A 24303-nucleotide genomic window follows, 5' to 3' on the forward strand; every position below is an offset into this window, starting at 1 on the left:
AGGCCGAGTAGCTTAAATGAATCTGAAACCATATCAAAAAAGGTGATCCGTTTTCCCATTGAGGAAACCAGATCACCTTGATTTCAGTCTATATAACCCTAAATGTCACTGTTATCGTGTACATATTCGTTCAACATTCATATCACATATCTTCATCAGGTCTTCCTGTTATGCGTCTGCAAAAAGAGCATCGTACGCGGGACAAGGCCGCTTTTCCAAAAACTCCGTTAACGCCGGCGGCTGCTGGGTATAGATATCCTTCAACGACGTTCCATTGTAGATGTTGCCAATCACCACAGGATGGCATAACTCACAGATGATAATATCCCCGTTGCCGTGCAGGTGCAACTGTTTCGTGCCATCCACACAATTAGAGAAATACACACCAGGTTGTTCGCGCAAATTCAACTGTTCAGCGAACCGATCCATACAGGTGAAATAGAGCGTTGTATCTGGCTTTTTATGTTTAATTAATTCCGTAACAGATCGAACAAGGGACTCTTTGGATACAATCTGGGTCCAGTCGGTATGCGGCATCTTAATACTGTTCTGGATCTCATGGATGCGCACACCCAGATCATACACCTTATCGCTAATGGCCTGCATGTTCGCTTGATTACCTTCAAATAGTAACGTTTCCAGCACCGTCTCCAGACCGGCTTCCGTGCACAGACGGATATTCTGCTCCAACCTTTCATACATGCGAGGATGCACGCGGTAGTACGTAGCATACGACTCCGCATCCGTATAATTGAACGAGATATGAATGTTGGACAAGCCTGCATCACGCAACGCGATGATTCGTTCTTCAGTCAGCAGACTGGCATTACTGTTCAATTGTGTATCGATGCCATGTGCCGTACAGTACGTCACAATCTCCAGGCAATCCTGGTATTTCAGAGTAACTTCTCCCCCTGACAATCGCACTCTCTTGAGACGAGGAAGCTCACTAATAATACGGATGACTTCCTGACTATTGATACACGCTCCATCATCCCGATTGTAGGCGCAGCAGTAGTCACATTTATAATTGCAGTTCGATGTCACTCCCACTTCAAGCCCTTCTAGCTCATATACGCCGGGGGTTTCCAGTTCGAGTGATTTATATCTGTTTTTGGTCGTCAATTCGTTGTACCTCCTGGTTCCTTCATTCAATCCATGTTTTAATAACTTGAAGATTATAGCGGAAAGCATCAGGTTCAAGATATGACATTATGTACGTTGCTTGCTGAAAACAAAAATAAAACCCATATCCTCAACGATCAGGAATGGGCCAAAGCTAGGCATATAATTATTGAATTAGACAATATAAAATACGATACCTTGACCTTTTGATGTAGCAATTCAAGCTATTTCTTACTTCTGCTTTTATTGTGTATCACTGATAAATTTAGGATTATAGGAAAATCTATGGCTCGCCAGCATGATAAATGACACACGACTTTTCAATAACACGTTCTTTATTTAACACGAGTAGAAGTCTTCTTTTACGATAGCATACATCTTCAGATCTTGAAGCTCATTTTTTACCTTCATGTATTTCCTCAGCACACCTTCGAATTGCATGCCTGCCTTCTCCATGACCTTGGCAGAACCTGTGTTTTCCACTAAACATCTGGCCTGGATTCGCTCGAGCCCCACTTCATCAAATCCAAATTGGATGATTCGTTTCACTACCTCGGTCATGTAGCCCTGATTCCAAAATTGATTAGATAACACATATCCCAGTTCAACTCTCCTGTTATCGCTGTCACACCCTAGATAGTTACAACTACCAATCAGCCTCTTAGTGTGTTTATCTTCAATCCCCCATGGGCCTATTAGATCCGTTTCATAGCGACTCATGACAAAATCTAAAAAAGCTTTAGTGTCTTCTTTGCTCTGATGCGCGTCCCAGGTCGTGAACTCCGATACAGCAGGTACAACGCAGTAACTGTACATATCCTCCAGATCATCATAGGTAAGAGGTCGGAGTAACGTCCGTTCGGTTTCCAACATGGGAAATGGTTCGAAGAAACTTTCAATCGTTTTCATAGATTTATCCTCCCTCAGATTGTTAGGAAAAAGAAACACACAGCAGCTCGCTTCATATTGCCTGACTCATCTGTTGTACAATCAAGGCCACAATCTGAGTGACTTCCACTGCCCATCTTGCATCACATATTGGACTCGTACATGCTTGCGTTCCGAATCTCCCTGCCAAAACTCCACCTCTTGTGCATTCACGGCATATAAACGCCAATGAGGTGTAACAACACTGGGGTCACGTCTTATCTTTTCCTTCTGAGCTTCAATGGAACTATCCAGCACTTCCTCGCTATCCAAAACCTCACTCTGATGTCCTGTCATAGCAACTGCTCTTGCTCCAGCTGAACGTTTGCGGAAATCATCAGCACCCGCTTCATCTCCCCGATCCTCCGCAATTCCCCTTATCCGAATCTGTCTTCCAAGGGAAGGCCAGTAGAATGTCAGAGCGACATGAGGATTCTCCTTCAACTGCTGCCCTTTTCGGCTCTCCGAACTGGAGGCAAAATAAAACGTTTCGTCGATTACGTTCTTCAAAATCAACACCCGCGCATCAGGATAACCGTCTTGATCCACGGTGGATATTGTCATAGCATGAGGTTCTTTCACTTCGTTCTCAACCGCCAATCTCAACCACTCCAAAAATAACTTCCCCGGCCGATCCGGTAACTGCCCCATATCCCACGTTGGAAATGGGCCGGATAAAGATTTTAAACGTTGCAACAGTTCGATTGGTTTATCGCTCATGTCATCGCCTCCATCTTCTCTTTAGTATATTCGTTTATTTTTATCCTTCACTCTCCGCTTCCCATGTAAGCAGATCTTTGTCTTCTTCAAAATAAATACTCAAGAGCATCCGTGGTTCACCCATTCCATCTACATATAACTGCACCAGATCACTTTATCCTCATTTTTTCCAAGCTCAGTTACTTTCTTAAAATCCATAATAAGTTCTGCTTCCTTTATTCCAACGTACTCTCCAATATCTGGATTATAATACTGAATGATTTCTACCTGATACGTTCCGTTTTGTAACTCAATTCTATATCTGGCGCAATTATCGTCTGGTACGATACAATCTTCAAATTGAGCTGCCATGGTCAGACAGGTGTAGTCCACCAGATATAACTGATTATCAGTAACCTGGATGTATCCTTTAGCTCTTCTATAGCAGCTTTCAACGTCTATATTATTTTCAAAAGTAAACTCCGTTGTCCATGAATGCTCAACACCTTCATTAGTCATTTGGAGAACTAATATGTTTCCAATCTGCATCTCCTGAACAAAATGGTTTAACAGCATATCCAGCTCCCAGTCTTCACTTACGTACGTCTTGTATTGATCCGCGTTGACTAATGCAATAAAATTGGTGTCTCCGTATTCCATCCTAAACCCCATGTGTCATCTCCTTAATATGTATCAAATAAACCCGACCTCAGATAGCTTCTATCCAAGATCGGGTATTTCCTGCTTACCATTTATCTTACAAATGTATTATGAACTCGCTCGGATTTGATAAAATAAGGAATCCAAATGGCACAAGTGATGACAGATTTAGCAATTTCTCTGATCGAGCTTCCATCTTCCAATTCTTTTGCTAACGGAATCTGGAGCAATAATAGGTAATCAATAATACCTACAATCAGACTGAGACCATAGAAGATTATCATCAGACGGGGTAATATTGCTTTCTTGCTATAAAACACAAAAATTGTATATACACTGAATAATAAAAACAGCGTATTGTACACCATCTCAAAAATAAGTACTGGACCCCATAATGGGTGATAATAGTCTGATTGTTTGGAAGTTAGCATTTCCCAAGTCTCAGTTGTGAATGTGGGTATTATCTGCTGAAATAATTGCACTGCAAGTAGAATTACCGTAACAAATAATCCAATCTGGATGAGAATCAGCCAACCACCCAATCCCGACACACCTAGTGGACGGTAGTCTGTTTTTTGCTCTTCAATATGTGGTTCCACCTCGTAACACTTCCTTATGCAGTTTTGTTTTTCTGAGATGAGTCTTCCTCGTAATAGTAATAATGCCAATCGAATCTACGGGTGCTTCTATCCCTTTACTTCACGTGCGTTGTATGTATTTTCACACTCTCCTTATAGCGATCTCTCCGTCCTCCTCTCATATAGAATTTTACACAACTTCCTTATTGTACTACGAGTGTCAAGGCACAGGTTACTAGTTTTATCAGGTAACGATGAAGGAGATTACTTCCGTTGTGGATTAAATGACAGGAGTGAAGAGGGTCATTTCTTAAATGACAATCCCTCTTCTTCCAATGCGTTTCGCAGTTTAGGCATGGCAGATGGCCCGATTCCGTGAAGTTTCAGGATCTCTTTCTCAGTGTACTCCGCAAGTTGCAGTAGTGTTGTGATGCCTTCATTCTCCAAGGCCCGTCTGGCGGGAGCTGACAATAAGGCTAGAAATCCCTCTGTCGGTTTACGTTCAGCTTCGCACGTCGGACAGGTTGGGCAATCACTTTTTTTATAATACAAATGTCCTTGTTCGCATGTTCTGAGTGTTCCTTTATCGTTTGCCATGTGGGCATCACTCCTTATAAATTGTATAATATAACCAAGGCAACCTGAATGATAGTTTACTCATAGGAGTGTGTAGAATGGAATTAAAAGACAAGTTGTTATTAATAAAAGAGAATGACTACCAAGCACCTTCAGATATATTTCCATTAGTACAAGAAATGATACATAACATCGGTTCTTTGGATGCCCAGCTACGTGATGAATTAATTTACACAACCTTATCGAATTGGATTCCTGCTCATGCTCTGACTGTGTACGAACTAGAGCAAATCTTACCCGTAGTCTTGGATGAAAACCATTTGCATTTTAGACTTGGAGACACGAATTCAGACGCTGTATTCACTCGATCTTTCTCTATGTTGGTTATATCACTCTTTTTATCCAGACATAGAGAATCACCATTTCTCTCAAAAGAACACATTCATCAGATCAAAGAGAACGTATTCTACAATGTACAAAAAGAGCGTGATTACCGTGGATATGACGAAGTAAAAGGCTGGGCTCATGCCATAGCACACGCAGCAGATGTTTTGGATGATTTAGCTCAATGTACCGAACTAGATGAGACGGATCTCTTAACTATCCTCGACCTAGTTTATCAAAAGATAACCGTTACAGACTGCGTATACTCCGATGGGGAAGATGAAAGAATGGTGAAATCCATCATTAGTGTCTTAAATAGAAAGATACTTAGTCAGACTTACATAAAGCAATGGATTGAACGTTTTGGTGATGTCGAGAAAGACCCAGAATTTCTTCCCTCGTTTAGGCAAAAAAATAATATAAAAAACTTTCTAAAAAGTCTATATTTCAGGATTAAATTTCACCAATTGGATGCTGATCTCGGTCCAACTATTGAGCACACATTATATAAAGTAGAACCCGTATATTACTCATGATTATCAGTCCTTCCAAATTAACACCTTTATCTCAGACATATTACTGGAAGGAACGGTAAACATGGGACGTTTGTGCTTAAAAAAAATGGAGAAACCCGGTAGATTGAGCAAGGGGTAGAAGATTGAATTGATAAATGAAGATGATCAGCCTTTCAAGCGGGCACGGCAGATGGCCCGATTCCATGCAACATCAGGATCTCTTTCTCCGTGTACTCCGCAAGTTGCAGTAGTGTCGTAATGCCTTCATTCTCCAAAGCACGTCTGGCGGGCTGACAGAAAGGCTAGAAATCCCTCTGTTGGCTTACGTTCAGCTTCGCACATTGGACAGGTTGGACAATCACTTTTTTTATAATATGAATGTCCTTGTTCGCATGTTTTGAGTGTTCCTTATTTAAGTATTCAACCAGATCTTAAAATCTGAAATCATATTTTCGTATTGTTTTAAAGCATCTAAAGTCCAAATGACTTGTGATGTTCCTACTAACTGTTCATCTACGTCCGTACATTCAATCCACAGTGACCGTTTTAGACTATATTCGAGCCAATCCAACTTTCCAGCAAAACCATTATCCAGAACCACTTCCCAATTGGCTGTTAGACTACCCACTCTCTTCTCATATCCAGCTATAAAAGCCAAGAACTTCCCCTTGTTTAAACTTCCAGAGCTATCTACTGACCAATACACAGCTGTTTCTACCAGATCATGCATTGGATTAATATAACCTGCCGATTCCCAATCTATAATAATAGGTATGTCTTCTCTCCACATCACATTCTTAGGCTCCAGATCTCTGTGACTAATAACATTATCGGATGCTAGAATTGAAGATGAATTCTTAGCCTTCATGCTCCACTCATACAGCTTATCCATATTGGAATCCAAAATCTCAATCCATTCCGAATTCTCATTTTTTCCTTTGTTCAGATAAAACATCCAATCTATTTTTTTAGAATTAGTCACCTGTGAACTATCCAATTCTAGTTGTCTAAAATCCGTTTTGTGGATATCTGCAAGGATCGTTCCCATCAGAAAACTGTTATTGATAGTAACTTCATCTTGTTCCAAACGTTGACCCTCAATCCAATCAAATATTAGATAGAATTGATTATCAATGTTATGCATATAAGCACCCTTTAACCTTTTTGCAGGTTGAGCATGGATATGTTCAGCTACCACGCTTGCTATTTTTTCTGAATCAATATAATTTTGCACAGCAGTAGGTCTTATCATGATCTGGGGATTCAATGCCTTAACTGCATAATTAGCTTGCGTCGTTTCAATGGCGTACATTCGATGAAGAAGACCACCTGAAATCGGCTTGGGCGAACTAATCAAATCACCAAGCTGTAATTCATTACACAGTTTCTCAAAATTTAAATTATATTGAGTATCGTTCATATGTTATCCCCTTTCATTTTGGCTATTTGTCTGGAGCAAAGTTTACAATCCATACTCGGCAAAAACGGCTGCATATTTCTTTTCTAATATCGTCCAGCGCTTTTCGGCTCCGTATTTGGCGTGCAGTTGCTGTAAATAATGCTTGGCTTCTTCCGTATCGCCGGCTTTTAGCAGGAAGCGGAAGGTTACTTCGCTTAAATGTAGCGCTGTCTTATCCATATAATAATGGACTATATCTCTGGCCCCTGTCAGCGAGTGTAGGAATGAAATGCCCTCTTCCAAATGTGACACCAGTTCTTTCGATAAAGCGTCTGGATCGATATCAGGCGTTAAGGTATAGTGGGCCGGAGCGGCAGGGGCTATTTCTCTGATTCGGCAGGTAAAATGAGATGTGAACTCCAATATGTCTCCATTCAATCCAACGGAATGCAACTCCGCAAGTTCGGTGGAATGAACACCACAATTAACATAAAACTGGACTTGACGAATGGTGTTATACTTTGCTCTTTGAATGTTGAACTTGTATGCGAGATTTCCATCCGCTTTGTAGAAATTCAGATTTTTCTTGGAATAGCCGTGTTTGGCAAATACGGGTTTGACTTCTGTATTGATGATCTTCTTAAAAAGTTCCTGCATTAGATATCACTCCCAAGGCAAAGTTTATTTAATACGTTGTTACCTTTTTTTGTTCAAAATCATGCTTGTTCTAATTTATAAAAATACTATTTAGCTTCTTCTCGTAGCATATGAGCCAGTTTGTACATTTCTGCAATGTCATGCCTGTTCTGTTCCTGGAATCTTCGGATCGCCTCATCAATCTCTACTACTTCAACTGCAACCACCTGCTCGCCATCTTCCGGATTCAGCGGATCACCGACAAGTTCAACATCTCCATATCCAATGATTCGTACAAAATGGGGATGCGGGATATGCGGTCGATACGGTTCCAAAGCACTGGATGTGCAATAGAATTGACCAAAGATCTGATAGGACCGCATTTCTGCCCCAAGTTCCTCCATCAGTTCACGTTTTAACCCATCCATATAATGCTCACCTGCTTCAAGCGTCCCCCCAGGCAGCTCCCAGGCTCCATTATCCAGTTGGAAGACAACACATTGATCCCCGACAAACGGAATGATGCTAATATTACTCACCAGCTTTTCATCCACGATGTCGTTCAATCTGAACTCCGCCTCAATAATTCCCCAATGAATCGACGTACTCAGCGCCGGAAATAGTTCCGCACTCAAGCTACTCATCCGCACCCGATCCTCTCTATCTAATTCCACTATTCTTCCAATTATAGTCGAAAACACAGAAAGAAGGCCACCTTCCCACCGGGGAGTACGTGACCCTCTTCTTACGCTCTCTGCCCTTAAGCCTTGAATCAGTGTTCTCTCCAGACTCTCAGACCATTCTCCTTCTAATGCTGTACCAACTTTCCCTTTTCCAAAAAAAGAACCCGGCTACAGAGCGGCAAAATCCGCTCATCATGCGTAACCATCACTGCACTCTTGCCCTGCTCTTTCACGAGCCGTGCAATCATGCCTACAATATCCAGCCCACGTTCCGCATCCAGACTGGCTGTTGGTTCATCTGCGAGCAGGACAGCCGGATCGTTCATCAATGCCCGTGCAATGGCGACCCGCTGACGTTCTCCGCCAGACAGCTTCTCTGCATATGCCTTCCGCCGATGGGTCAACCCCACCGTGTCTAATAGCTCATGAACGCGCTTCTCCGCCTTGTTTTTTTCCGTTCCGGCGAGCTTTGCGACCACCATGAGTTGTTCTTCTACTTTCAGATACGGAATGAGGTTAGCACTTTGAAAAATAAAGCCGAGCTGCTGAAGCCGCATATCGGATATCTCCTGTTTGCCTTTACCCATAATCGAGGCCCCATCCAGTAGAACCTGCCCCTCCGTAGGTTCAAGAAGTGCGCCAGCAATGGACAGGAATGTACTTTTGCCCGAGCCGGAAGGCCCCATTACGGCCACAAGTTCCCCTTCGGCAACCTCAAGGTCCAGTTTGTCCAGAATCGTGCGTTTGCTGCCGCCATCTTCAAAGGTCTGTGTAATTCCCTGCAATACCAATCGGTTTCTCATGCTGCTGTCCTCCCAATCGCATCAAGTGCATCAATTTGGTTAACCTTCCACACCGAGAATAACGAACCCGCCACAGACATGAGTATGAATAATACACAGGTCAGTGCGAGGGTGGACAAGCCTAATTGAAACGGCATCGATGCTGGTAGAATGGACTCGAACAGTCGAACCAACAGTACGCTAATGACCAGACTGCCAACCGACAGAACTAATACTTGTAACGAAACACTACCCGCCAGATAAGCATTCCGCGTTCCAATGGCTTTTAATATCCCGAACTGACTCGTTTTCTGAATCGTGATGACATAGAAGAATACCGCAAGCACAAACGCCGAGATGACATATAGAAAAGCGATCATCATGAGCAACGATCCCTGCTCTTCCTTATATCCAGGAATGGCCGATACGGCATCCGACTTTGTGATGACTTCCATATTAGGCATTGCAGCACTCAGGCGGTCTACCTGATCGCCCCCATCCTTAATCGCAATAGCATTGTATATCGGAGCATTGGCATTGGTGTCTGCTGAACCTTGCGAAGTTCGTGAACCTCCTTGAAGCGTAAGCCATTCCTGTTCATTCAGGAACACCACTGGGGAGTGACTGAAGGACTCATTTTGTACAAATCCACCAACGGTCCACTCCGTTCCCGAAGCTTGATCGACCAGAACGGTACCAATCGTGACACCAGATTCAGACAACTTTTGGTCCACCACAACCTGCCCTTTTGTCTGATCCGTAATCAGAGACCCTTCAGTCACCGTTGGAGCAAGCCAGCCCTCCGGATTAACCATGAACAGCGTGACATCGATCTTTTTTGTGTCGCCGGTTGGACTGACGGTTGTCATTTTCACACCGAGTGGCTCAGCGTTCTCTTGCCCCACCACGGAGCGAGCTTGATTAAGTTGATCCTGATCCACTTGTGACCGGGTGAACCGATGATTCGAATCCTGCTCCAGCACAAAGTGGGTTGCTGCCATATTTTTGACCGAAGCTGCGTTATCATACGCCAGCCCCTGTGCAAGACCTGTAACAAACAGTACCAGAAATGAAACCAGCACCATGATTGTAGCAATTAAGGCATAGCGCCCTTTGGCATACCTCATTTCCCGAATAGCCAAGTACATGTTCTGTGACCTCCCTCTTGATAATCCAAGTATAGGAGGCGAAAATGAACGGCAAATGAATAACAGATTACATCTGCGGAAGTGTCACGATAAAGACCGTACCCTCAGGCGAACTGGAAACCTCGATTGTACCGTCATGAATTCGGATAATTTTCTGCACAATGGCAAGTCCAAGCCCGGTTCGTCCAGAAGAACGTTCCCGCGCACGATCCACCCGATAGAATCGATCGAACAGGAAAGGCAGATGCTCCGCAGCAATTCCGTCTCCTGTATCCCGAATCTGAATCACACACTGGTTATCTGTCTGCTCGGCGTGAATCTCAATGCTTCTTCCCTGTGGTAGATGGTTCACCGCATTGCCCAGTAGATTCATCCAAACTTGCATGAGCAGCACTTCATTACCGACTAGCTGGATGGATTCAGGCACCGAAATCCGAAGCAACAGTTCTTTTTCTTCCAATTGCCATTGCAGCACCTGAACGGCTTGCCGGAATTGATCTCGCAGAGAGAACTTTACTTTGCTCAGATCTTCGTTGCCTTGTTCTAGGGAGGACAGGAGTAGCAGTTGTTTGCTGAGCAAAGAGAGATGACGGCTCTCCTCCTCAATGATTGATGCATAGTGCTCTCTTTCCTGTTCAGGCAGATCCCGATCCGCCACCAATTGGGCAAAACCCTGAATCGAGGTCAACGGTGATTGAATCTCATGCGATACATTCGATACAAACTGCTGCCGCGCCTGATCTACCCTCTCCAATTCACGACTCATGGTCATGAAATGCTGGGCCAATTGCCCAATCTCGTCACGCCGTGCGGTAGGCAATTTCAGATTATATTTTCCTTGCGCAATACGTTTGGTTGCCTCGGACAGACGTTCAATCGGATTGACCAGATAACGGGTACTGATTAGAAAGATCAGGATACTAATACCTATCGTCAATGCTCCAATCAGCGCAAAAAAGATCCGTAGCTCACCGAATTGCAGAATTACATCCGGACGCATAAAGAGGGCGTAATTCGCACTGCCTAGCTGTAGATGAACACCCACGGTATTGCTTAATTGATTATCAAAGAAGCCGGTAATGAACGGTTTGCTTGGAAACTGGGCGACGCCATGGTATACCTCACCATTCAACACCAGTTCTACAACTTGTTTGTCCAAATCTTTCTCTCGAAATTCGCGGCCGTAGAATTGGTCGTTGCCTTTTCCATCCGTCACATAGATTTCGTACCCGAGTGCGGCAGCATTGTTCAGATAATCCTCCATTGTACCGGGTTGCTGTTCCACAAATTGCTTCATTTGCATCGCGATGCCCACCAGCTTCTCATCATTGAAATCCTTGAGCTTTGTATGATAGTAGATGTTGGACAAAAGAAAACCAAGCATGCCGCTGACCATAATCACGGCAATTGTAATGAGGAATACCCGGACGTACAAGGTCCTCAAGGTGCTTTCACCTCCATCTTGTAACCAATACCCCGCACAGTCTGGATGATGAAATCGTCCGTATAATCGGCAAAACGATCACGCAATCGCTTGATATGTACATCAACGGTACGGTCATCTCCTTCGTAGTCTGCTCCCCAAACGAGCCGAATGAGCTCATCCCGCGAGAACAACCTCCCTGGAAACTGGGCAAGCTGTGAGAGTAATTCAAATTCTTTCATCGGTAAAAAGAGAATGGATTGCCCATCGGTAACCTCCACATTGTTACGGTCAATGACGATCCGGTTCATACGGATAATATCGCTGGATGTGCGATGGTACCGACGAAATAACGCCTTTACCCGGTAGACTAATTCTTCCGGTTCAAATGGCTTGGTCACATATTCATCTGTTCCTTTCAAATAACCATCTCTCTTGTCAGATAGCTGATCTCGTGCCGTCAGCAACATAATTGGAATATCGTAGTGCTGCCGAATGTAATCACATAACTCCAGTCCGTCCATGCCGGGCATCATCACATCGAGGATCGCCAGATCGATCGGCGTTTCTTGCATCAGTTTGACCGCCTCCAATCCATCTTGCGCTTCATGGACCCGATACCCTTCCTTGGTCATGACATGCCGCAGGAGTGCTCGAATATTCGCATCATCGTCTGCCAGCAGCAGATGTTTCATCTGGTTGTCCGCCCTTCTATGTAACAAGTACATCTCACTTTGATCCTGCACAGATGGTAGCATAAAAGCAATCTCATTCGCCAGCACACGCATGGAGATAAACTCGACATGTTTATATTTTCTTAAATCTGGTTGACACTACTAAGAGGCAGAACTATAATAAATTCATAACATATGAACAGACGCTCATATATTCATTTGTTAGTGAGTAACCATCGCTAAAGATCATTTATAACCACAGTAGATATCATATTACATAACGGAGCTTCGCTCCAAAGGAGAGGATTTATATGTCTGGACATCATCAAAATCAGAACCAAGGGCACGATCATGGACACGACCACGCTCACACCACCAATAACAAGAAAGTCCTGTTGTTTTCCTTCATTATTATTACCATCTATATGATCGTTGAAGCCATTGGTGGATTCATCACCAACAGTCTCGCGCTTATCTCGGATGCAGGTCATATGTTGTCCGATTCCATTGCGCTCGGGATCGCTTTGCTGGCGTTCACCTTTGGTGAAAAAGCGGTGAATACTGGCAAAACGTACGGATACAGAAGATTTGAAATTTTGGCCGCTACGTTAAACGGAATTACGTTAATCGCCATTGCACTCTACATTTTCTACGAAGCGATTGGGCGTTTCATCAACCCGCCAGAAGTCGCAACCGTAGGCATGTTGATCATCAGCGTCATTGGGTTGCTCATCAATATTCTGGTGGCCTGGATCATGATGCGAGGTAGTGATACGGAAAATAATCTGAATATGCGCGGTGCTTATCTCCATGTCATTAGCGACATGCTGGGATCGGTTGGGGCCATTGCGGCAGCCCTGCTCATGATGTTCTTTGGCTGGGGTTGGGCCGATCCACTTGCAAGTGTAATTGTCGCGGCGTTGGTATTACGAAGTGGTTTCTATGTCACCAAATCATCCCTGCATATTTTGATGGAAGGCACTCCAGCCAATGTCGATGTGAATGAACTGGTGCAGACCATCAAACAAGTCGATGGCGTCAAAGGCGTTCATGATGTGCATGTCTGGTCCATTACCAGTAACTTGAACGCGCTGACCGCTCATATCGTGGTGGATGGAACGATGGATGTCTATGCATCCGAGATCCTGGTTCAGAAGATTGAACATATGCTGGAACATAAAGAAATCAAACATGTGACGCTCCAAGTGGAGTCCGAAAAACATCTGCACGATACCTCGGTATTATGTACCGTCAAAGGCGACGCACCAGATGCCCATGCGCATCATCATCATTAATTAATTCCACGTTACTGATAGTGCAAACGAAAACAGGGCAAAGCTCCGTAAGATGGAGCTCTGCCCTGTTATTTATTTAGTAAGTACTACTTCTCTGCAAACCGGCTGCCTGCCACCAAAATTATATTTTACATTCAATATAACTTGTGTAAATAACGTGCCAGCATTTGTTCCTCCACAGACAATCCAAGCGAAACAAATCGGTTGTGGATCGCTCGAAACACATCACTATTATCGAATCCTTGTGCCTGAACATCTCGTAATAAACTAAACAGTCCTACCTGCTCTGCACTGGAGATATAGGATATAAGCTGTTCATCTTGATCATACGAAATTTCCTTCTCATGCCACGGATGAGGAACTACTCTCTTGGAGTAATCCACCAATGCATCTCCCACTCCAACACCAAGACCATCTAAGGTATCTAAAATAACTTCATTTCTCCTTGTTTGCCGAACTTCCTTACTATAGGAGTATCCGTCATGGATAAGCTGAAATCCAAAACGTTGCACAGCCAAATCTCTCACCTTCTCTTGTTCTCGGTCCCACTTTTTCTTGTCAAAATACTCACTTTCGCTCGTGTTGTCCTCTTGCTCCTTAACGTAGTCCAAATATTGTTGTTTCGATTCAAATTCATTCAACAGAAGTCCCTCATGTCCCGAGAATCCAAAGGCAAAAAAATCTCTAATATTTCTAGCTACAATCCTCGCATAACTTCCAAAAGCCATGGGATCAACCCGAACAATAGGCACTACACTCAAATCAGTAACATTTCCAAAATCAGTCAAGAAGGAGAAATGAATACCACCCATTCCGGTACGTGCAAACATGATTGCGTCAACTGGAGAACTCATATACCCGCCATTATCATGTGGATCAAATTGTAGAAAATAACCTGTTGGTGTCTCCAAATAAGGAACTTCCTGTTTAATCTCTTCCTCCCATGTGATGATTTCTTTCAGCAAATGGGGTATCTCGTAGGAATTTGTCATTAAGCGATCTCTCCTCCCTATAAAAGCAATACATATTCACTATAGTTTACCTCATTAAGTCCGTTAGCTCTTCAAAGATGAGCCGCTATAAAAAAACAGCTGACTATATAGCCAGCTGCCTGCCTAAACCATTACTGGGATAACAATATAAGGACTATCTAATCTTTTTGGACCTGCAAGATTCGATCATTAACCATTGCTTTTAGAAAAAAGAGCTCATCCCCCACCGGAACACGCCGCTGTTCTCTTTCAAACAAACTTATGGCCTCCTCCAAGGATGCAGTTTTCACTGATTTACTGCAAGCGATTAGCTGTTCGAAGAATATTTTCATCTCTTCAGAATCACATATGGACTCGTGCCCTAACAAGAAGTGCTCCGCATCGTATCGCTCGATATCCTGTATCATCGGTAATAACAAATCCTGCTTATAATGAAATAACGAACGAGTCGTTGTAGAATACGGACTGTCTCCAAGGAAAATTGTCTTTTCATCCGGAATATATACAATGGTTGAATCGTCCGTATGCGTACTTCGAATCTGATCCAGCATGCAGACCTTGTTTCCTAGATCGATCTCGAGGTATTGTTCAAAGACGATACCCGATCTACCCAACACAAAAGACTCCCTTTCAGGTATCTCATTCTGTATAACCGCCATACAGTGTGCACTAATCTTTTTGGCCTCTACATACTTACATAGTGTAGCATCATCAAATGAATAATCTCTCCATTCATTCAAGCGCTTATTAGTTAAACGATTAACGATAATCGTCGCACCGAATTCATTCATTCCCAAAAAATGATCCCAATGCGCATGCGTAATAACCACATACTGAATGGGCGGCACATCTAAGCATCGAATTTCCTCGATAAAATCTCTGGCATGTTGAACCGAATTTCCACCATCGATCACCAGACTATGTTTTTCCCCACACACCAAGCCTAGTACCGGTCTTTCTCTATCATTATCGTTGGACATATAATAAATGGAATCGCTTAATTGATTTAACATGTCAATTCTTCTCCTCTATATGATTATTTTCATATCATAGGCAGAGAAAAACCGCATGCTTATTCAAGCTAATACATGGATTTTTCTCCGTTTATGGATTTACCAATGGAATCACCTCTTTCAATCATTTTGTGTTTCTTCATGTGGTTGTGAGCATACAAAGCCACACTTGTCATAGATAAGTTCTTTACTGGCAAGTAAGTCGCCATGAAGCATATCGGAGGTCCATCCATTCGGACTATGCAAACTATTTTTGTTATCCAACTTGTGATATCTCTCCTGTCTTGTATAGTCTGAACTACGGCATTTGCAATAGCTTTAAAGCTTTGCTAGTTCAAAATTCATGACATAGTCGTTTCCATTCATTCCATGCCTTTAAATACTCAGGCAGATCATCCGGATGATGCTTGTTACTCAGCCCAATTCGGCAATACAGATGGACCAGAGCTTCTTCTATCAATCTGGGTTTATCCATATCTACTTGCTCTAAAAGTTCGAACGTAGCAATTAATGTTTCGGTGTTGATATCATCCGGCTAAGAGCTAAAAGCATACAAGAAATCATAGAGGATAGGCCCAACCATTGGAGATGGGTCAATGACGCCGATGAGTTCATTTTGAGCAAACACAAAATTATGAACCCCAGTATCGCCATGCAAAAGAAACTTCTCTTCTTGCTCATGAAACAGGCGGTCCACTATAGATTGAACCAGATTATAATCATCTGTTGTTAAAACACTTCCGATATTCATCTTTGCTTCTTGAATACTAATCTGATTGAATTCTTTCCAGGTCCTCTGTGGGAACTCCATTCTGCCCCATGATTTCGTCTCTGAAGAACGCACATATGTATTGAATAACTCTTTCACCAGACGAGTTAACCAGTCTCTTTTCTGGCCCCGGTTGAAATGGGTCGTACCTTCCATATACGTATAAATGAAATAAGTGTTATCCGGATCCGTCAACAAAACTTCAGGCAGTAACGAAGAATTCTTATACGTATCCAAAAACTGCTGGGCGATGTGAATCTGTTCGGGTTCATCTGATTTCAAAATATAGTGCTTATTCAGACTTGTACTCAACCGATAAACACGTCCAGCTGTGGTACCTGACAAACTTTGAATTTCAGATATTTCTTCGTCGATATGATGCATCTTGAATAAGTCATTGATCTCATTAATCGTTGGATTAATTAACATATGGTTCTCCTCATAATAACTAGGATCTGAATTATCTTCCATGAATGATCCATTGTACGGCATCCCAAATATCTTCTGCGATATAATCAGGTTCGGTCTCCATCCATTTGTCTCTGAATTTGGTTAATGAAGATTCCCCCCAGCCTGTTCGCACCATGATCTTGGTCGCTCCTACGGCATGGGCAGCAAGCATGTCTGTATCTCCTACATCTCCAATAACGATACATTTGGATAAATCCAGACCAAGTTCCTCTGATGCCTGTAATAACATTCCGGGTTTAGGCTTTCTGCAACTGCATTCTTGCTCATGCGGACATATATAGGAGTGATCGAATCCGTACTCGCGAAATTGCTCTTCAAAATCCTCAACACTCGCTTCTCCACGTGAGATTCGATATTGATTCGTAAAAGCCAGTACCATAATTCCTTCTCGTTTTAAATGCATAATTGCTTCTTGAGCATTGGGGTATAACCTGAAATCTCTCGGATGAATAAAATGACCTGTACCACCAATTGTTCCATCTCTGTCTATAAAAACAGCTTGTACGTTCACCTGTGGGTTCATCAAGGTCCGTTCCCTTCTTAGAAAAATTTCAAGTCTTGTCGTTCATCTATACTTTCTCATCAATAATATGCTTACTACCATCTTGCTGCTTATGGTGTTGCAATTTTCTAATCTCAGTTTTCAGATAGTGTACTTCTTTGATTAATACATCCAGCTTTTTCGATGTTTTGGATGAATCTATCGCATGACGTACAATTGCTGCAAAGATAAGAACGACAATTAAACATATAAGTGATACTACTAAAGCTCCATAAAACTCCAAAATGGTGTTCAACTCCTTGCTGTCAAAATAATATGTTATAAAACTCTTCTGAAAACCAAAACCATATCATCCCTAATATAACCATTATGGTGCCTAGTACTTTTAATATTATTTCGATATGTTTAGGGATATCACTATTAGGTGGGTTATCTTCAAACTCGTAATTCGGTTTAATTTCTCGATATCTCATCAGGACAAATATTTTGTATAGAAAATCAGGAAAGAAGTAACATGCAAAGCCCACGACAAATACGGGAGTAGATAAATAACCAAATGTACTGGTGGTCCATTCCATCTCTATTTCCTGCATCCTCCTTTTTCCTTACTGAATTCCTGCCGTACCAAACGTATTTTCGATGGCCTGTTTATAATTTTCCCAACCAAAATAAAACGGGCCTACCTGTAGTTTCTTGTCGTTCAATATGAAATCTCTCCAGATCACAACATCCTCTTCCCTATCAATCTTTACAGAAATAAATCCACACTCCTCATCCCCACACCAGGGACACACTAAAATGGGATATCTATAATACATGGATTCATGTGGTTTCTTAAGTAAAAAATAATCAATAAGAAGCCTTTGATATTCATCGCTTCCCCATCCGAGACAAGGTACCAAATCATGTTTTTTCAGCCTTTGATAGAGCGATGTACCATCAATAATAATGTCAGAGAACTTCGTATTTTTATTCCCATCCTGTTCAGGATCGAACTCATTGTATCTTGAAGCTAATTTGGTTTCTAAGGTGCTAATCTTCACTATATTTCCTCCATGTTCTTCCCCTTAGGCTCTCTCATTCTTCCTCTACGAGGATATCAGCACAGCGAACAATCAATTCAGGCATATGCTCTCCATCAAATAGAACATGAAGCTCATATCCGTTATCGATTCGATACAGCTCTTGATACAGCCAGTAACTGCCTACAATCCCACCGTCTTGCTTGATGATTTCGGGTGCAACCAGCGTAAGTTTATTTATGTTGGTGAAGCCCCCACGGGTGTCAAAACGAATGACCACTTCATCCCCTGTCAGCAGTTCTGTCACTGTACAATCATGAAATTGAATCCGGCTACGAATTTCATCGGGAATATCCTGCGCTAAAATGGCTTCCCTGTATTCATTCGATACACGCTCCATCTCTCTCCTATTTTCTTCACTCTGTTTCTTTAACTGTAGCATTACTTCTCTCGTGCAATAACCCAACGTAAATACACGGATATCCGCAATTTGTTCAACGATTTCCTTTGGCAAATGTTCCGCCTTGTATTGAAAACTCGACTCCATCGATTCTTTGTACTCTTCCTTACATTTCTTCTCATCAAACGGAGGACGTACATCATATTCTGCAATGAGTTTCTCTATATGCGCTCGTTCTTCCGGAGGCATGTGAAATACGATCTGATCCTCTTCAGTCACTTCTTCCTCACCGAAAGCTTTGTCTACGCGAGTGAGCACCTGTCCATTATGCTCCAGCATGTAACGTGGGTCCAAGTTATATAACTCTCGCTCCTGCTTCACATCCGCTTTTTCCTTTCTTTTATACAGCCTTAAAAATAGATTTTCATCTAACTTGTTAGCTCCGTTATGTACTCTTAAACCAAAATGAAGATGTGTCTGCTGACAAAGCTCATACCATTCTTTTGTTAGATATTTCATATGCATCTCTCCTGCTGATTTATAGAATCTACTTTGCTATTGAAGCATAGACCTGATCTCGTTAGAAACTGCTCTATTGTTTGCATCGCTACGCCTCCAAAATCCTCAGCCTCAACGATTCCTTATATTCACAAACACTGTTCTACCCCAAGGTTTGAAAAAATTTATGTTTGATCTCTTTGTTGTTTCGCGCCGCCCATTCATGCACAGCTTCTACGCCTGTGGATTCCTGACCTCGTTGAAAATAAAAACATAGATCCATCGGCACTAACCGTTTACCATAGAGTTTGATGCCAATCCGTCTGTAATTCATATAAATACACTCAATCTGAGATGCATCATATCTCTGAAGTTTCATAGAAATCACATGATCGCTTTCCAGCGTAATACTGGGTTTAGTGAAAAACAAACGCCAGAGCAGAAAAACGATATAACCGAGAATAAAGGTCAATATAACGATCAGGAAGTACTTCATAATACCATTTTCATCATAAATAATATTTCTGAAAAACATAGCTTCAATGACCAACATACATAATAGGCTCAACCATGCTCTTGGATAAATCGTCTTGTATGTGATGAGTTCCACCTCCTAATTATTCTAACCATTAATCCGAAGCCACTCGGAAGGGGCTTTTCTGGCAAAATGCCTTTCAACAAAATCCAAAATGTTATCAATCCCAGGCAATGCCGCATTTTCTTTGGCTTCGTCAAACGTCATCCATTGGTACTCGGTATGTTCATGATTTAACCGGACAACCTGGCTTTCATCTACATATCCTACGAATACGGGAGCGGTATAGATATACTCCCCCATAGGTGAATAATATTGTTCGAATTGATTGGCAGAATACAACCGGACTTCCGTAATACCTGTCTCCTCGTGAACTTCTCTAAGTGCAGCTTCCCATGCCTTCTCGCCCTTTTCTATCCCGCCGCCAACATAACACCACTCGTTATGCAACATACGACCAGCCCGCTTTAGCATCAGTACACGGTATTGATCGAGGCTTTTCTTCAACAGAACTACAGCAATGCCTTCACAACGAATGGGAACTACCTGTTTCATGTGCTCTGTACCATCCACCTTCTTGTGCCCCTCTCTTCAACTTTCCTGAGAATCGAAATCCTCCATAACTTTAAATTTATCCCCGTGGATTTTGTCCAGATGCTCTTCTCCCCAATAACATAAATGATCCAGGGCGGGCTTGAGTCCCCAGCCGTAGTCCGTTAACTCATATTCCACTTTGGGAGGTACCTCTGAATATACCTTGCGCTGTATGATCTCATCCTTTTCAAGTCCTCTGAGCTGTGTTGTCAGCATCTTCTGTGTAATGTCCGGTATCAATCTTCGAAGCTCCGACGTGCGTTTACGTCCTGTCATCAAATGATAAATAATCAAAGGCTTCCACTTCCCACCCATTACTTCCAAGGCCGCTTCCACGCCTACTTTATATTTTTTTGGAGCACTCGTTTCTCCATGTTCTGTCATTCTGAACCCCTCCATAAATAGGCTGTATCCCAAGTGAAAATATAATCTTTTTACTGCTCTTTTTTCTATTATTTGAGCCTATTTCGAGGCATCCATTTAGGGTACTTTAATGTTCCTATAGCACTTCATTCTTCCTATAGAACATCAAAGTGCGTACTTCCAGATGTTTTCATACCTGTTTATAATAGCATCAGCCACTGATTTATGGCTACAAGACTGCAATCCAGAAAGGTAGTGAAAGATAAGATGAACGTACTCGTTGTAGTATCCCACCCAAGAAAAGACTCCTTGACCTTTCAGGTAGCTCAACGTTTTGCACAGGGTCTTACCGATGCTGGTCACGGTTATGAGATATTGGATTTGCATGGGATTGGCTTCGATCCAATTCTCCGAGAGATGGATGAACCAGACTATACCCAAGAAAATCAGGTGTTCTCGCCTGAGGTTGAAACCGAGATTAAGCGGTTGAAGAAACACGATGCTGTGGCTTTTGTGTTTCCTCTCTGGTGGTGGCATCTGCCAGCCATGTTGAAAGGTTATGTAGATCGTGTCATGAACAACGGATTTGCCTATGGCGCTAATAAGCTCCCTCATCAGCAGATATTGTGGATCGCTCTTTCGGGTGTGACGGAAGAACAGGTGCAGAAGCGCAACTATGGTCAATCGATCGCCAACCTGCTCAATGTGGGAATTGCCGATTACTGCGGCGTGTCCCAATCGAGGGTTGAGTTTTTATATGAAACGTTGGAATCCAAGCCTGAGCATTATGAGGTACTGCTGAACCATGCACATCACTTGGGACTGAACTATGCCAACGATATTCCGACTCCATGATCGTATGAGAAAAAAGGTATGACCCGAATATGAATTCTGAAGTTTTGTGGTACGTTCAATAGCGGATTACTATACTTGAACACGGCAAAAAGGTCGCTCCGAAGAGCGACCCTGCCTGTGTGTCTTGCATTATTTTACTGTCGAGAGAAGAAACTTCTCCAGCATAGTAATATCGGTAATGCTATGGTTGCAAGCTGTGTTATCCATGCATACGTACTGGGCAATGGAAGAAAAGTTATCTGGCGAATGAGCCTTGGTCTTCACGTTGAAGAATCCGAGCTCCTGATGACGATGACAGAACATGCAGTACCCTTTTTTGTTCGTGGGTGTAATCCGTCCCTCAATACCGAGGAATCTGCCTTCGTACGGGTACACGATGAACAAACGGCTCGTCGCAATGTCAGTCCATCTCAGATAGGTAGTACGTGCGTAATCGACTAACTCCAGATCCGGCACTTTGAGCTTTTTGGCCTTTGGAAACAGCTTTTGGATCTGCTTTGCCGATACTTGCGGATATGGAATCAGATATGATTCAAGCTGATTCAGATACGTCTGCAATTCATGTGTCGTCTCGTACGTGGATAACTGCTCCAACAGTTGCTTCTGCCCCGGAGTGAGTTCATCGAAGTTGCTCACCGCATTTGTGCCGACCGTATAACGGACGGTTTCCAATACTTTGGGATCCACAACCGAGCGTAGCGTTTTGAGCAGGAAATCAGCTTGTTTTTGAATATAATTATATTGATGATTTTGAATAAATGGTGTTTGCATGGCGTTCAGCCCCTTATTTTTATTGGAAGAACAAATAAGGTGCAAAGCCTGCGGGATGTAACATTATGTTGATATTGATTTCAGGGCAACAATCTCATTTTTGTCGCGCCCTACACAAAGTCCGCCCCTATTCAGGCTTTGCGTAAGGCTTTCTAGCGAACGAGCAATCCGGCATTATCCATATTGCCACGTCATAACCCCCAATACGATAGATATATCGAAATTATAACAGGGCATCATAGTGTAGGCAACGGGCTTCGTTCCAATTTCCTCTGTTCAAGAAATATGATTACATCTCAGGCTTTTTTCCCATTTTCCACGAAATGATCTACCGCTGACTGCTCAATGGCCAGTCCTTCTGTGTAACGCTCCATGAACAAGGCAAATCCATTCACATCCGCGCTATTTGGAGAAATCTCTTGTCCTTCTGCATCAATAAACACCTTAGTAGTAAGGTACTCCGCCAAACCCTCGTGCTGCTGCTTATTAACCATGTAGGAAGCCAAAATAGCCATTCCCCATGCGCCACCTTCACCAGCGGTAGACATGACCGACACGGGAATATTCAGTGCGGTTGCGCACATTTTTTGAGCGACTAGTGGGGTTTTGAACAATCCGCCATGCGCCCAAATGTGCTCAATCGTTACGTGCTCCTTCTGTGTGAGAATATCCAGCCCGAGCCTTAGTGCAGCAAATGCAGCAAACAGATGGACTCTCATAAAGTTTGCCAGATTGAAACGGCTCTCTGGAGAACGTACGAACAACGGACGACCTTTTGCAATTCCTGTAATATTCTCGCCTGAATAGTAGCCATAGCTCAGTAAGCCACCGCCATCAGCGTCAGCTTTCAGTGCTTCATTGAACAACACACTGAATAACTGGTTCATATCGGGTTTCTGTCCCATCGCCTCATAAAACTCACGGAACAAGTCGACCCAGGCATTAATATCGCTGGAGCAGTTATTCGCAAGAACCATAGCCACAGGATTGCCATCAGGTGTAGTCACGATGTCAATCTCAGGGTATACCCTAGATAGGTTTTTTTCTAATACAATCATGGCAAAAATCGATGTACCTACGGAAATGTTACCCGTACGTTTTTGGACACTATTCGTAGCAACCATGCCTGTTCCAGCATCGCCTTCCGGAGGGCAAAGTGGAATATTGGATTCCAAGTTACCTGATGGATCTAACAGTCGGGCACCAGCTTCACTAAGATATCCGGCATGTTCACCTGCAGTGTACACTTTAGGTAAAATATCTTTAAGATTCCACGTGTAGCCTTTGTCGGCAATTATATCGTCAAACTTCTTCAACATATCTTCATGGTATTCCAGTGTGGATTCATCAATTGGGAACATACCTGAGGCATCCCCTATACCAATAGCTTTACTGCCAGTTAACAGCCGATGTATGTAACCCGATAACGTCGTAATATAATTGATGTTCGTAACATGCTCTTCTCCGTTCAAAATCGCTTGATACAAATGTGCGATGCTCCAGCGCTCTGGAATTTTAAACTGGAATTTCTCGGTTAGCTCTGATGCAGCCTTCCCCGTTGTGGCATTACGCCATGTACGAAACGGAACCAATAACTCCCCATTTTGATCAAGTGCAATATAACCCTGCATCATAGCAGAACATCCGATTGAGCCAATTTTTTGTATCGTTACACCATAATTTTTTTCAATCTCTTGCTTTAATTGATGATAAGTTTGTTGCAACCCATGAATCATTTCATCGATATGGTAAGTCCAGTAACCGCCAATCAATTGATTTTCCCACTCATAACTGCTTGAACAGATGGTATTAAAATGGTGATCCATGAGTACAGCTTTGATTCGTGTGGAGCCAAATTCAATGCCTAGCGAAGTTTCTCCCCTGACTATTGCTTGTTTCAAGTTTTGATCCATCATCGTATTCATCCTCTCTCAATTTGGGCTTCGCCCGATTCGGAAATAGGTGATTTGAATAGCCCAAATCAAGGTGTAAATTTCATGAAGAAAGAGCAGGA

Annotated in this window: 30 protein-coding genes and 1 pseudogene; 3 read left to right on the top strand and 28 right to left on the bottom strand. The window is 42.8% G+C overall.

Annotated elements, in window-relative coordinates:
- Positions 1 to 168 precede the first annotated feature (168 nt).
- The 6 genes from MHI01_RS10630 to MHI01_RS10655 form a co-directional block, all read right to left on the bottom strand.
- On the bottom strand, positions 169 to 1125 hold the full coding sequence (locus MHI01_RS10630; protein ID WP_340983078.1) for a radical SAM protein: 957 nt from the start codon (positions 1123 to 1125) through the stop codon (positions 169 to 171).
- A gap of 339 nt (positions 1126 to 1464) precedes the next feature.
- Positions 1465 to 2034, bottom strand: coding sequence for a GNAT family N-acetyltransferase (locus MHI01_RS10635; RefSeq protein ID WP_315371939.1), 570 nt, complete (start codon positions 2032 to 2034; stop codon positions 1465 to 1467).
- 81 nt (positions 2035 to 2115) lie between these two features.
- On the bottom strand, positions 2116 to 2772 hold the full coding sequence (locus tag MHI01_RS10640) for a pyridoxine/pyridoxamine 5'-phosphate oxidase (RefSeq protein WP_340983079.1): 657 nt from the start codon (positions 2770 to 2772) through the stop codon (positions 2116 to 2118).
- Positions 2773 to 2901: 129 nt separating this feature from the next.
- Positions 2902 to 3423: a hypothetical protein gene (locus MHI01_RS10645; protein WP_127544748.1), complete on the bottom strand. Its 522-nt coding sequence runs from the start codon at positions 3421 to 3423 to the stop codon at positions 2902 to 2904.
- An 80-nt stretch (positions 3424 to 3503) separates the two neighbouring features.
- Complete coding sequence (locus MHI01_RS10650; protein ID WP_036610454.1) at positions 3504 to 4010, bottom strand: DUF2569 domain-containing protein; 507 nt, start codon at positions 4008 to 4010, stop codon at positions 3504 to 3506.
- 282 nt (positions 4011 to 4292) lie between these two features.
- Positions 4293 to 4586, bottom strand: a complete 294-nt coding sequence (locus tag MHI01_RS10655) for an RNA polymerase alpha subunit C-terminal domain-containing protein (protein ID WP_340983080.1) — start codon at positions 4584 to 4586, stop codon at positions 4293 to 4295.
- A gap of 77 nt (positions 4587 to 4663) precedes the next feature.
- Here MHI01_RS10655 and MHI01_RS10660 point away from each other — a divergent pair, with 77 nt between their 5' ends.
- A complete protein-coding gene (locus tag MHI01_RS10660; RefSeq protein WP_340983081.1) occupies positions 4664 to 5485 on the top strand; it encodes a DUF2785 domain-containing protein in 822 nt (273 codons plus the stop codon).
- Positions 5486 to 5637: 152 nt separating this feature from the next.
- Here the strand turns inward: MHI01_RS10660 and MHI01_RS10665 are convergent.
- From MHI01_RS10665 to MHI01_RS10700, 8 genes and pseudogenes are all read right to left on the bottom strand, one after another.
- Positions 5638 to 5869: pseudogene (locus MHI01_RS10665) on the bottom strand (hypothetical protein); the annotation flags it as partial.
- Positions 5870 to 5876: 7 nt separating this feature from the next.
- Complete coding sequence (locus MHI01_RS10670; RefSeq protein WP_340983082.1) at positions 5877 to 6884, bottom strand: phosphotransferase; 1008 nt, start codon at positions 6882 to 6884, stop codon at positions 5877 to 5879.
- A gap of 42 nt (positions 6885 to 6926) precedes the next feature.
- Positions 6927 to 7520 carry a DUF4304 domain-containing protein gene (locus MHI01_RS10675; protein ID WP_340983083.1) on the bottom strand — a complete coding sequence of 198 codons (594 nt, stop codon included), beginning with the start codon at positions 7518 to 7520 and terminating at the stop codon, positions 6927 to 6929.
- 86 nt (positions 7521 to 7606) lie between these two features.
- Positions 7607 to 8143: an NUDIX hydrolase gene (locus MHI01_RS10680; protein ID WP_282318886.1), complete on the bottom strand. Its 537-nt coding sequence runs from the start codon at positions 8141 to 8143 to the stop codon at positions 7607 to 7609.
- A gap of 164 nt (positions 8144 to 8307) precedes the next feature.
- A complete protein-coding gene (locus MHI01_RS10685) occupies positions 8308 to 8985 on the bottom strand; it encodes an ABC transporter ATP-binding protein (protein ID WP_282318887.1) in 678 nt (225 codons plus the stop codon).
- Positions 8982 to 10112, bottom strand: a complete 1131-nt coding sequence (locus MHI01_RS10690; RefSeq protein ID WP_340983084.1) for an ABC transporter permease — start codon at positions 10110 to 10112, stop codon at positions 8982 to 8984. Before MHI01_RS10690 ends, MHI01_RS10685 begins: the two co-directional genes overlap by 4 nt.
- A 67-nt stretch (positions 10113 to 10179) precedes the next feature.
- A complete protein-coding gene (locus MHI01_RS10695) occupies positions 10180 to 11556 on the bottom strand; it encodes a sensor histidine kinase (RefSeq protein WP_315372199.1) in 1377 nt (458 codons plus the stop codon).
- Positions 11553 to 12230 (bottom strand): response regulator transcription factor, encoded by a 678-nt coding sequence (locus MHI01_RS10700; protein ID WP_076252748.1) that lies wholly within the window; start codon positions 12228 to 12230, stop codon positions 11553 to 11555. The genes MHI01_RS10695 and MHI01_RS10700 overlap by 4 nt, the downstream gene beginning before the upstream one ends.
- Positions 12231 to 12520: 290 nt before the next feature.
- Here MHI01_RS10700 and MHI01_RS10705 point away from each other — a divergent pair, with 290 nt between their 5' ends.
- Entirely contained in the window at positions 12521 to 13504 is a 984-nt protein-coding gene (locus tag MHI01_RS10705) for a cation diffusion facilitator family transporter (protein WP_340983085.1), read from the top strand.
- A 134-nt stretch (positions 13505 to 13638) separates the two neighbouring features.
- Here the strand turns inward: MHI01_RS10705 and MHI01_RS10710 are convergent, their stop codons facing one another.
- The 12 genes from MHI01_RS10710 to MHI01_RS10765 all read right to left on the bottom strand — a co-directional run bounded on the left by MHI01_RS10710 (position 13639) and on the right by MHI01_RS10765 (position 20684).
- Entirely contained in the window at positions 13639 to 14496 is an 858-nt protein-coding gene (locus tag MHI01_RS10710) for a hypothetical protein (protein ID WP_127544787.1), read from the bottom strand.
- Between the two features lie 158 nt (positions 14497 to 14654).
- Positions 14655 to 15509: an MBL fold metallo-hydrolase gene (locus MHI01_RS10715; protein ID WP_340983086.1), complete on the bottom strand. Its 855-nt coding sequence runs from the start codon at positions 15507 to 15509 to the stop codon at positions 14655 to 14657.
- A gap of 334 nt (positions 15510 to 15843) precedes the next feature.
- On the bottom strand, positions 15844 to 15984 hold the full coding sequence (locus MHI01_RS10720; protein ID WP_340983087.1) for a hypothetical protein: 141 nt from the start codon (positions 15982 to 15984) through the stop codon (positions 15844 to 15846).
- Positions 15985 to 16044: 60 nt separating this feature from the next.
- On the bottom strand, positions 16045 to 16749 hold the full coding sequence (locus MHI01_RS10725) for a phosphotransferase (protein ID WP_340983088.1): 705 nt from the start codon (positions 16747 to 16749) through the stop codon (positions 16045 to 16047).
- Positions 16739 to 17272 carry an HAD-IIIA family hydrolase gene (locus tag MHI01_RS10730; protein ID WP_340984843.1) on the bottom strand — a complete coding sequence of 178 codons (534 nt, stop codon included), beginning with the start codon at positions 17270 to 17272 and terminating at the stop codon, positions 16739 to 16741. Before MHI01_RS10730 ends, MHI01_RS10725 begins: the two co-directional genes overlap by 11 nt.
- 46 nt (positions 17273 to 17318) lie before the next feature.
- On the bottom strand, positions 17319 to 17534 hold the full coding sequence (locus MHI01_RS10735) for a hypothetical protein (protein ID WP_340983089.1): 216 nt from the start codon (positions 17532 to 17534) through the stop codon (positions 17319 to 17321).
- Between the two features lie 22 nt (positions 17535 to 17556).
- Positions 17557 to 17844: a hypothetical protein gene (locus tag MHI01_RS10740; protein WP_340983090.1), complete on the bottom strand. Its 288-nt coding sequence runs from the start codon at positions 17842 to 17844 to the stop codon at positions 17557 to 17559.
- 12 nt (positions 17845 to 17856) lie between these two features.
- On the bottom strand, positions 17857 to 18297 hold the full coding sequence (locus MHI01_RS10745; RefSeq protein ID WP_340984844.1) for an oxidoreductase: 441 nt from the start codon (positions 18295 to 18297) through the stop codon (positions 17857 to 17859).
- A gap of 31 nt (positions 18298 to 18328) precedes the next feature.
- Positions 18329 to 19192 (bottom strand): DUF4085 family protein, encoded by an 864-nt coding sequence (locus MHI01_RS10750; protein ID WP_340983091.1) that lies wholly within the window; start codon positions 19190 to 19192, stop codon positions 18329 to 18331.
- A 142-nt stretch (positions 19193 to 19334) separates the two neighbouring features.
- On the bottom strand, positions 19335 to 19724 hold the full coding sequence (locus tag MHI01_RS10755; protein ID WP_340983092.1) for a hypothetical protein: 390 nt from the start codon (positions 19722 to 19724) through the stop codon (positions 19335 to 19337).
- A 69-nt stretch (positions 19725 to 19793) separates the two neighbouring features.
- Positions 19794 to 20261 (bottom strand): NUDIX hydrolase, encoded by a 468-nt coding sequence (locus MHI01_RS10760; protein ID WP_340983093.1) that lies wholly within the window; start codon positions 20259 to 20261, stop codon positions 19794 to 19796.
- A gap of 36 nt (positions 20262 to 20297) precedes the next feature.
- Entirely contained in the window at positions 20298 to 20684 is a 387-nt protein-coding gene (locus MHI01_RS10765) for a winged helix-turn-helix transcriptional regulator (RefSeq protein ID WP_340983094.1), read from the bottom strand.
- A gap of 246 nt (positions 20685 to 20930) precedes the next feature.
- Between MHI01_RS10765 and MHI01_RS10770 the strand changes: the two genes are divergently transcribed.
- Positions 20931 to 21518 (top strand): NAD(P)H oxidoreductase, encoded by a 588-nt coding sequence (locus tag MHI01_RS10770; protein WP_340984845.1) that lies wholly within the window; start codon positions 20931 to 20933, stop codon positions 21516 to 21518.
- A 129-nt stretch (positions 21519 to 21647) separates the two neighbouring features.
- On the opposite strand, the gene MHI01_RS10775 is transcribed toward MHI01_RS10770, so the two are convergent.
- Positions 21648 to 22289 carry a FusB/FusC family EF-G-binding protein gene (locus MHI01_RS10775; RefSeq protein ID WP_127544812.1) on the bottom strand — a complete coding sequence of 214 codons (642 nt, stop codon included), beginning with the start codon at positions 22287 to 22289 and terminating at the stop codon, positions 21648 to 21650.
- 296 nt (positions 22290 to 22585) lie between these two features.
- Entirely contained in the window at positions 22586 to 24202 is a 1617-nt protein-coding gene (locus MHI01_RS10780) for a xylulokinase (protein WP_340984846.1), read from the bottom strand.
- Between the last annotated feature and the right edge of the window lie 101 nt (positions 24203 to 24303).

The sequence above is a fragment of the Paenibacillus sp. FSL M7-0656 genome (assembly GCF_038003225.1).
Classification (GTDB): domain Bacteria; phylum Bacillota; class Bacilli; order Paenibacillales; family Paenibacillaceae; genus Paenibacillus; species Paenibacillus amylolyticus.

Bases quoted from the DNA above. Each gene is read 5' to 3' on its own strand.
- MHI01_RS10635 (WP_315371939.1), bottom strand. From the start codon at position 2,034: ATGAAAACGATTGAAAGTTTCTTCGAACCATTTCCCATGTTGGAAACC.
- MHI01_RS10640 (WP_340983079.1), bottom strand. From the start codon at position 2,772: ATGAGCGATAAACCAATCGAACTGTTGCAACGTTTAAAATCTTTATCC.
- MHI01_RS10645 (WP_127544748.1), bottom strand. From the start codon at position 3,423: ATGGGGTTTAGGATGGAATACGGAGACACCAATTTTATTGCATTAGTC.
- MHI01_RS10655 (WP_340983080.1), bottom strand. From the start codon at position 4,586: ATGGCAAACGATAAAGGAACACTCAGAACATGCGAACAAGGACATTTG.
- MHI01_RS10660 (WP_340983081.1), top strand. From the start codon at position 4,664: ATGGAATTAAAAGACAAGTTGTTATTAATAAAAGAGAATGACTACCAA.
- MHI01_RS10670 (WP_340983082.1), bottom strand. From the start codon at position 6,884: ATGAACGATACTCAATATAATTTAAATTTTGAGAAACTGTGTAATGAA.
- MHI01_RS10675 (WP_340983083.1), bottom strand. From the start codon at position 7,520: ATGCAGGAACTTTTTAAGAAGATCATCAATACAGAAGTCAAACCCGTA.
- MHI01_RS10680 (WP_282318886.1), bottom strand. From the start codon at position 8,143: ATGAGTAGCTTGAGTGCGGAACTATTTCCGGCGCTGAGTACGTCGATT.
- MHI01_RS10685 (WP_282318887.1), bottom strand. From the start codon at position 8,985: ATGAGAAACCGATTGGTATTGCAGGGAATTACACAGACCTTTGAAGAT.
- MHI01_RS10690 (WP_340983084.1), bottom strand. From the start codon at position 10,112: ATGTACTTGGCTATTCGGGAAATGAGGTATGCCAAAGGGCGCTATGCC.
- MHI01_RS10700 (WP_076252748.1), bottom strand. From the start codon at position 12,230: ATGAAACATCTGCTGCTGGCAGACGATGATGCGAATATTCGAGCACTC.
- MHI01_RS10705 (WP_340983085.1), top strand. From the start codon at position 12,521: ATGTCTGGACATCATCAAAATCAGAACCAAGGGCACGATCATGGACAC.
- MHI01_RS10710 (WP_127544787.1), bottom strand. From the start codon at position 14,496: ATGACAAATTCCTACGAGATACCCCATTTGCTGAAAGAAATCATCACA.
- MHI01_RS10715 (WP_340983086.1), bottom strand. From the start codon at position 15,509: ATGTTAAATCAATTAAGCGATTCCATTTATTATATGTCCAACGATAAT.
- MHI01_RS10720 (WP_340983087.1), bottom strand. From the start codon at position 15,984: ATGGATAAACCCAGATTGATAGAAGAAGCTCTGGTCCATCTGTATTGC.
- MHI01_RS10725 (WP_340983088.1), bottom strand. From the start codon at position 16,749: ATGGAAGATAATTCAGATCCTAGTTATTATGAGGAGAACCATATGTTA.
- MHI01_RS10730 (WP_340984843.1), bottom strand. From the start codon at position 17,272: ATGAACCCACAGGTGAACGTACAAGCTGTTTTTATAGACAGAGATGGA.
- MHI01_RS10740 (WP_340983090.1), bottom strand. From the start codon at position 17,844: ATGCAGGAAATAGAGATGGAATGGACCACCAGTACATTTGGTTATTTA.
- MHI01_RS10750 (WP_340983091.1), bottom strand. From the start codon at position 19,192: ATGAAATATCTAACAAAAGAATGGTATGAGCTTTGTCAGCAGACACAT.
- MHI01_RS10755 (WP_340983092.1), bottom strand. From the start codon at position 19,724: ATGTTGGTCATTGAAGCTATGTTTTTCAGAAATATTATTTATGATGAA.
- MHI01_RS10760 (WP_340983093.1), bottom strand. From the start codon at position 20,261: ATGAAACAGGTAGTTCCCATTCGTTGTGAAGGCATTGCTGTAGTTCTG.
- MHI01_RS10765 (WP_340983094.1), bottom strand. From the start codon at position 20,684: ATGACAGAACATGGAGAAACGAGTGCTCCAAAAAAATATAAAGTAGGC.
- MHI01_RS10770 (WP_340984845.1), top strand. From the start codon at position 20,931: ATGAACGTACTCGTTGTAGTATCCCACCCAAGAAAAGACTCCTTGACC.
- MHI01_RS10775 (WP_127544812.1), bottom strand. From the start codon at position 22,289: ATGCAAACACCATTTATTCAAAATCATCAATATAATTATATTCAAAAA.
- MHI01_RS10780 (WP_340984846.1), bottom strand. From the start codon at position 24,202: ATGGATCAAAACTTGAAACAAGCAATAGTCAGGGGAGAAACTTCGCTA.